The organism is Frankia sp. CoBUL1 (genome assembly GCF_978021245.1).
This window is the reverse complement of sequence record NZ_CDXDOS010000023.1, coordinates 21,402-27,896: the sequence shown is the minus strand read 5'-3', so window position 1 is coordinate 27,896 and position 6,495 is coordinate 21,402. Positions and strand designations below refer to the sequence as shown.

Here is a 6,495-nt window from a genome sequence, read left to right as displayed (position 1 = left end):
CCCGTGCCGGGTACGCATGAGGAAAGAGACGCTTCGCTCGCGCTGTGTCGCCCAGGGCACCCCGAGTCACCCCACAGCACGTCTACAAAACGTCACCAATCACAACGTAGCATGATCTCTGCGCGGCCCTGGATGTCACCCGGTCGCCCGGCCCGCCGATCCAGCCGATACGGTCAATCTTCAACCCCCGGCGTTGCAGGATGTTCTCGGCTTCCCGGTAGCTCTTCCCGATCACGTTCGGCACGGGGACCTGGATCCCGCTGCCGTCGCCCCCGGAACCGTCACCGTTGTCGAACCCGTCGGCCTCGGCTACGGTGAGGGTGACGGTGCCGCCGGGTGAGATCGGCTGCCCCACGTCGGGAGAGACCCCGAAGACCTCACCGGGCTGCACGGCGTCGTTCATGGCGTCGGTGCGCTGCACCACGAGGCCGATGTTCAGGCCGACGAGCTCGGCCTTGGCCTCCTCGAACGACTTGCCGATGATGTCGGCCGGCACCGGCTTCGCCGCGGGGCCCGTCGAAGTGATCACGATGACCTGGTCCTTCGGCTTGAGCGCGGTGCCGGCCCCGGGGTTCGTACCGATCACATGGCCCGCCGGCACCGTGTCACTGGACTGTGGGCTCAGGCCGCCGAGGGTCAGGTCCACTTCGGCCAGCCGGGCCTTGGCCTGGGTCTCGGTGAGGTTCGCCAGGTCCGGCACGCGCACCGTCGCGGGCCCGGAGCTCAGCCGCAGGGTGATGAGCGCGCCCTTGTCGACCTTCGATCCGTCCCGGGGATCCTGCTGGGCGACGTGGCCGACCGGTACCGTGGCGCTGGCGACCGGGTCGAGGTAGGTGAACTGGAAGCCGGCGTCGCGCAGCATTTTCTCGGCGTCGGATCTGCTCAGGTTCGTCAGCGGAGGGACCTCGGTCCCTCCGCCGGACAGGGAACGGAACGCGAGGATCCCGAGCAGCAGGACCAGGACGGCCACGCCACCGACGACGACCGGGATGAGCCCTCGGGAGCGTGGCGATGCGGCGGCCCGCCGCCGCCCGCGCCCGCCACCGCCCCCGAGATAGGCCGTGGCGGTCGGCGAGGGCGGGGAGGCAGATCGATAGAGCGCGCCGGTGCCTGGCTGGCCCGGCCCGGCAGCGGCGAACGCGCGCTCCGCGGCGGCCCCCGGCCCGGCGCCCCGGGAGTCGTCGTAGTCCTCAGCCTGGAACGGCTGGGTGTACCCGGGATCCTGGGTGTACCCGGGCTCCCGAGCCCCTGAAGGCCGCTCGGCCAACCCGATCCGTTCGATCTCGCCGGTGAACCCGCTCGGGTAGGCGTCCTGCGGGGGCAGGAACGGCTCGATGCGCCGCAGCTCCGCCAGCAGTGCCGCACCATCGACCGGCCGGCGCGCCGGGTCGCGGGCGGTGGCCCGGAGAACAAGACCGTCCAGCTCGGCGGGAATGCCCTCGATCATGGTGGACGGCGCCGGCACGTCGCCGTGGACCGACTGGTAGGCCACCGACATCGGGGTGGCGCCGCTGTGCGGGAGCTGCCCGGTCAGGGATTCGAAGAGCACCACACCGGCGGCGTAGACGTCGCTGCGGGTGTCCGCGACGCCGTGGGTGACCTGCTCGGGGGCGAGGTACCCGACAGTGCCCATCACCACGCCGCCGGTGAGTGCCTGGGTGGGCTGGCTCACCGGACGGGCGAGGCCGAAGTCCGCGACCTTCACCTGGCCGTCGTCACCGAGCAGGATGTTCTCGGGCTTGATGTCGCGGTGGATGGTGCCGGCGGCATGCGCGGCGGCGAGGGCCTCGATCACGGGCTCGATGATCTCGATGGCCTCGGTGACCGGGAGCCGACCCCGGGCGCCCAGGTGCTGGCGCAGCGACCGGCCGCGCACCAGCTCCATCACCAGGTAGTTGACCAGACCGGCGGGGATGTGGTCGGAACCCTGGTCGAGGATGGAGACGACGCGCGGGGTGTTGAGCCGTGCCACGGCCTTGGCCTCGCGATGGAAACGGGCGACGAACTCCGGGTCGTGATTGAGAGTGGGATGCATGACCTTGAGGGCGACGAGCCGGTCCAGCCGGTTGTCGTGCGCGACGTACACCGTCGCCATCCCGCCGACGGCGAGCCGTTCCTGCGCCGTGTAGCGGCCGTCGAGAAGCCGACCTACGACGGGGTCGGCCACGGTGGCATCCACGAGGGAGAGTTTACGATCGTTGTCGAAGGATGCCGCTACCGAGCTCCGCGAGGTTAACCCGGATACGTCGTTCGAGCGAGAAGTACCTCGTCGCGCAGCATGGTGTCCACCGGGTGAAACCCGGGTGCCCACATTGAATCGGTTCTCAAGGTCGCGATGATCGTCTACGGGCGTGGATCAGTGTCGCAGATCGGCGTCGCAGACCGGCGTCGCGGCGGGACACCCGAAGCCGCGGTCAGGAAGCAGCGGTCAGGAAGCAGCGGTCAGGAAGCAGCGGTCAGGAAGCAGCGGTCAGGAAGCAGCGGTCAGGAAGCAGCGGTCAGGAAGCAGCGGTCAGGAAGCAGCGGTTACACTGTCGATTGCTCCGGGGAGCCCACGGACGCGGGCTGAGAGGCTGGCCAGTATCTCGTCGGCGACCCGTATACCCGATCGCGGTCATGCGCGCGTGGGGAGGATGAAAGATCGTGTCGCAGCACCCCCTACGTCCTGCCGGCTCCCGTCCCGGCGATTCTCCCCCCGCGGGTTCCTGTCCCGATGGCCTCGCGGGTGAAGGTGCCGCCGTCGGCGGCGGGGGTGGTGGTGAGGCCGGACCCGGTGCCGTGGGGGCGGACGATCTCGTCATCGCCGGGCGGGCCTACGGCAGCCGGCTGCTGATCGGCACCGGGAAGTTCGCGAGTCACCAGGTGATGCGGGACAGCCTCGTCGCATCCGGTGCCACCATCGTCACCGTGGCGCTGCGCCGGGTCGACATCGGCCGGATCGGTGACGGCGACGTTCTCGACTTCATCCCGCCGTCGATGACCCTGCTGCCCAACACCTCGGGCGCGGTGGACGCGGCCGAGGCGCTGCGGCTGGCCCGCCTCGGGCGGGCGGCGACGGGCACCGGTCTGGTCAAGCTGGAGGTCACCCCGGATCCGCGCACCCTGGCGCCGGATCCGCTGGAGACCCTGCGCGCCGCCGAGCTCATGGTGGCCGACGGCTTCACGGTCCTGCCCTACTGTTCGGCCGACCCGGTGCTGGCCCGCCGGCTGGAGGAGGTCGGCTGCGCCACCGTGATGCCGCTGGGCAGCTGGATCGGCTCGAACCGCGGGCTGCGCACCCGGGACGCGATCGAGGCAATCGTGGCGAGCGCCGGGGTGCCGGTGGTCGTGGACGCCGGGCTCGGGGTGCCCTCGGACGCGGCCGAGGCGATGGAGATCGGCGCGGCCGCGGTGCTGGTCAACACCGCTATCGCGGTGGCCGCCGATCCGGCGCGCATGGCGCGGGCCTTCGCGCTCGCCACCGCCGCCGGCCGGTTGGGTTTCCTGGCCGGCCGCGGGGCCGCCGGCCCGGCCACGGTGGCGTCCGCCTCCTCCCCGCTCACCGGGTTCCTCGGTGCCCACCCGTCACCGGCGTCCCACCCGTCACCGGCGTCGCCCGTGCCCTCGGTGTCCCGGGCGGCGTCCCCGGCGGCGGTGGTGGGCGAGGCGTCCAGGTGAGCGCCCCGCCAGGGGAGTTCGCGCGCGAACTCGCCGGTCACGACCTGGCCGGGCTGTCCGCGATGTCGAGGCGGGCCACGTCCGCCGAGGTGGACACGGTGCTGCGGCGGGTTCGGCCCGGATCCGGTGGGTCGGCCACCCCCCGGATCGGCCTCGCGGAGCTGGCGATCCTGCTCTCACCCGCGGCCACCGCCCGGTTGGAGGAGCTGGCGATTGCCGCCCGGGAAGCGACCCTGCTCCGGTTCGGTCGGGCGGTCCGGCTGTTTGCCCCGATGTACGTGTCGAACGCCTGCCTGTCGTCCTGCACCTACTGCGGCTTCGCCAAGGGCCTGCCGGTGGTGCGCCGCACGCTGGACCTCGAGGAGGTGGTGGCGGAGGGACGCCTGCTGGCCGACCGGGGGTTCCGTCATCTGCTGCTCGTCTCCGGCGAGCATCGCGTCGAGGTATCGGCCGACTACCTCGTCGCGGTGGTCGAGCAGCTACGGCCGATGTTCCCCTCGATCAGCATCGAGACCCAGACCTGGTCGGACGACACCTATGCCCGGCTGGTGCGTGCCGGGTTGGAGGGAGTCGTCCATTACCAGGAGACCTACGACCGGGCCCGCTACGCCGAGGTGCACGTCGCCGGCTGGAAGCGTGACTACGACCGGCGGCTGTCCTCGTTCGAACGGGCCGCGCGGGCCGGGGTGCGCCGGCTCGGGATCGGCGCGCTGCTCGGGCTCGCCCCGGACTGGCGCGCTGACGTGCTCGCGCTGGCCGCGCACGCCTCCTTTCTCTCCCGTCGCTACTGGCGGACCGAGGTCTCGATCGCGCTGCCGCGCATCAAGCCGAGTGCCAGCGGGTTCCCGCCGGTCGTCGTCGTTGACGACGCGGAGTTCGTCCAGGCGTACGCGGCCCTGCGCCTGTTCGAGCCGGACCTCGCGCTGTCGCTGTCGACCCGGGAGCCGGCGGTGCTGCGCGACGGGCTCGTCCGCATCGCCGTGACCACCATGAGCGCCGGCTCCTCCACCGAACCCGGCGGCTACACCACGCCCGGCACGGCCCAGGAACAGTTCTCGATCTCCGACGAGCGTTCGCCGGCACAGATCGCCGCGATGCTCGCCGAAGCCGGGTACGAGCCGGTGTGGAAGGACGCCTTTCCGCTTGTCGACCCGGTGCGGTGACGGCGGCCCGGCGTCGCGGGTCGTCGATAGTCTGCTCGAATGCAGCGAATAGTCGTCGTGGGCGCGGGAATGGCGGGGGGCCGGGCCGCCGCCGAGGTGCGCGCGCGTGGTTTCGCGGGAGAGGTGATCCTGCTCGGGGCGGAGCCGCACCGGCCCTACGATCGTCCGCCTCTGTCCAAGGCCGTGCTCTCCGGCCGCATCGACGACACGACGTTGCCCTTCGACCTCGACGGGGTCGAGGTGCGCCTCGGACGGCGGGCGACGGGCCTGCGACCGGGCACTGTGGAGACCGACGCGGGGCCGCTGGAGTACGACGGCCTGGTGCTGGCGACGGGAGCCGACCCGGTAACCCTGCCGGGCGACGGCCCACAGCGGGTCCTGCGTTCCATTGACGACGCCCGGGGTCTGCGTGGCGCCCTGCGTCCCGGCGTCCGGCTCGTCATCGTTGGTGCCGGCTGGATCGGCGCGGAGGTCGCCACGGCGGCGGCAGCGATCGGTGCCGAGGTCACCGTCGTGGAGGCGGCCGCCTCGCCGCTGTTCGCCGCGCTCGGCGCGCAGGTGGGCCGGTGCACGATCGCGTGGTACGCCCGGGCCGGGGTCACCCTGCGCCTGGCCACGGCCGTGGAGCGGGTCACCCCCGACGGGCTGGTGCTGGCCGGCGGTGAGGAGCTGATTGCGGACGAGGTTGTCGTCGGCGTCGGGGTGCGGCCCGGCACCGCCTGGCTCGCCGGTTCCGGGCTCGCCCTCGACCGGGGAGCCGTGGTTGACGAGCATCTCGCCGCCCGGTGGACCGACGGTGCCGACGGTGCCGACGGCGACCGGCCGCCGGTGGTCGCGATCGGTGACTGTGCCGCTTGGTGGTCGCGTCGCTACGGTCGGCGGCTGCGGGTCGAGCATTGGGACTGCGCCCAGCAGTCGCCCGCGGTCGCGGTCAGCACGCTGCTTGGCGGGGAGGCCGTCTATGACCCGGTGCCCTACTTCTGGTCGGAACAGTTCGGCCGCATGGTGCAGTTCGCGGGATTCCCTTCGGCAGAGGCTGCCCCGGTGTTCCGGGGCGATCCGGGCGTCGTCGTGCCGCCCGACGGCGGGCGTCCGTCTGGCTGGTCGGCCGGGTGGTTCGCCCCGGACGGCCGTCTCGAAGCGCTGGTCACTGTGGGGCGCCCGATGGACATGGTCGCCGGTCGCCGGTTGATGGCGGCCGACGGTATCCCGGATCGGGAGCGTTTCGCCGATATCTCCGTGTCGATGAAGGAACTGGCCGCGGCAAGTCGATGACGCCCGGTGACGACCCGGTGTTCCCGGTGTTTCGGATTTTCCAGGCATTCCAGGCGTTCCAGGCGTTCCGGTCGGCCGGACAGCGGGATTTCTGGATATCAGGATCATTGGTACCCCTGCCCGGCATTGCGTTATGTATGCATCCTTGTGTAGATCTTTGCGCGGATCTTTATTTGGATCTTTGTTTGATGACCCCAATCGCCGGAACGTCGGGAACGGTCACTAGAGTGCGGAGACGTGCCTCGCATTCACCTGGTGTCGAATCTGGCCGGTGTGAACGCGCTCGGCGACCATTTGCGGGCAGCGGGTCTCGGCCCGACCTCGGCACGGTCGGCCGACGCGCTTCTCGTGCTCATCGACCGTCCGCTCGACCACGTCGAGCAGGAGTTGCTGGACCGGG

4 protein-coding genes are annotated in these 6,495 nt (G+C 71.4%); 3 read left to right on the top strand and 1 reads right to left on the bottom strand.

Annotated features, from left to right (window positions below):
* Positions 1–82: 82 nt before the first annotated feature.
* On the bottom strand, positions 83–2,179 hold the full coding sequence (gene pknB / locus AC08OX_RS04055) for a Stk1 family PASTA domain-containing Ser/Thr kinase (RefSeq protein ID WP_476606573.1): 2,097 nt from the start codon (positions 2,177–2,179) through the stop codon (positions 83–85).
* A gap of 464 nt (positions 2,180–2,643) precedes the next feature.
* Between pknB and AC08OX_RS04050 the strand changes: the two genes are divergently transcribed.
* Genes AC08OX_RS04050 through AC08OX_RS04040 form a run of 3 tightly spaced genes read left to right on the top strand, consistent with a single transcriptional unit; the run spans position 2,644 to position 6,095 of the window.
* Positions 2,644–3,657, top strand: coding sequence for a thiazole synthase (locus tag AC08OX_RS04050; protein WP_476606572.1), 1,014 nt, complete (start codon positions 2,644–2,646; stop codon positions 3,655–3,657).
* A complete protein-coding gene (gene thiH / locus AC08OX_RS04045; protein ID WP_476606571.1) occupies positions 3,654–4,820 on the top strand; it encodes a 2-iminoacetate synthase ThiH in 1,167 nt (388 codons plus the stop codon). Before AC08OX_RS04050 ends, thiH begins: the two co-directional genes overlap by 4 nt.
* A 39-nt stretch (positions 4,821–4,859) precedes the next feature.
* Positions 4,860–6,095, top strand: a complete 1,236-nt coding sequence (locus AC08OX_RS04040) for an NAD(P)/FAD-dependent oxidoreductase (RefSeq protein ID WP_476606570.1) — start codon at positions 4,860–4,862, stop codon at positions 6,093–6,095.
* Positions 6,096–6,495: the final 400 nt, after the last annotated feature.

Bases quoted from the DNA above. Each gene is read 5' to 3' on its own strand.
- AC08OX_RS04040 (WP_476606570.1), top strand. From the start codon at position 4,860: ATGCAGCGAATAGTCGTCGTGGGCGCGGGAATGGCGGGGGGCCGGGCC.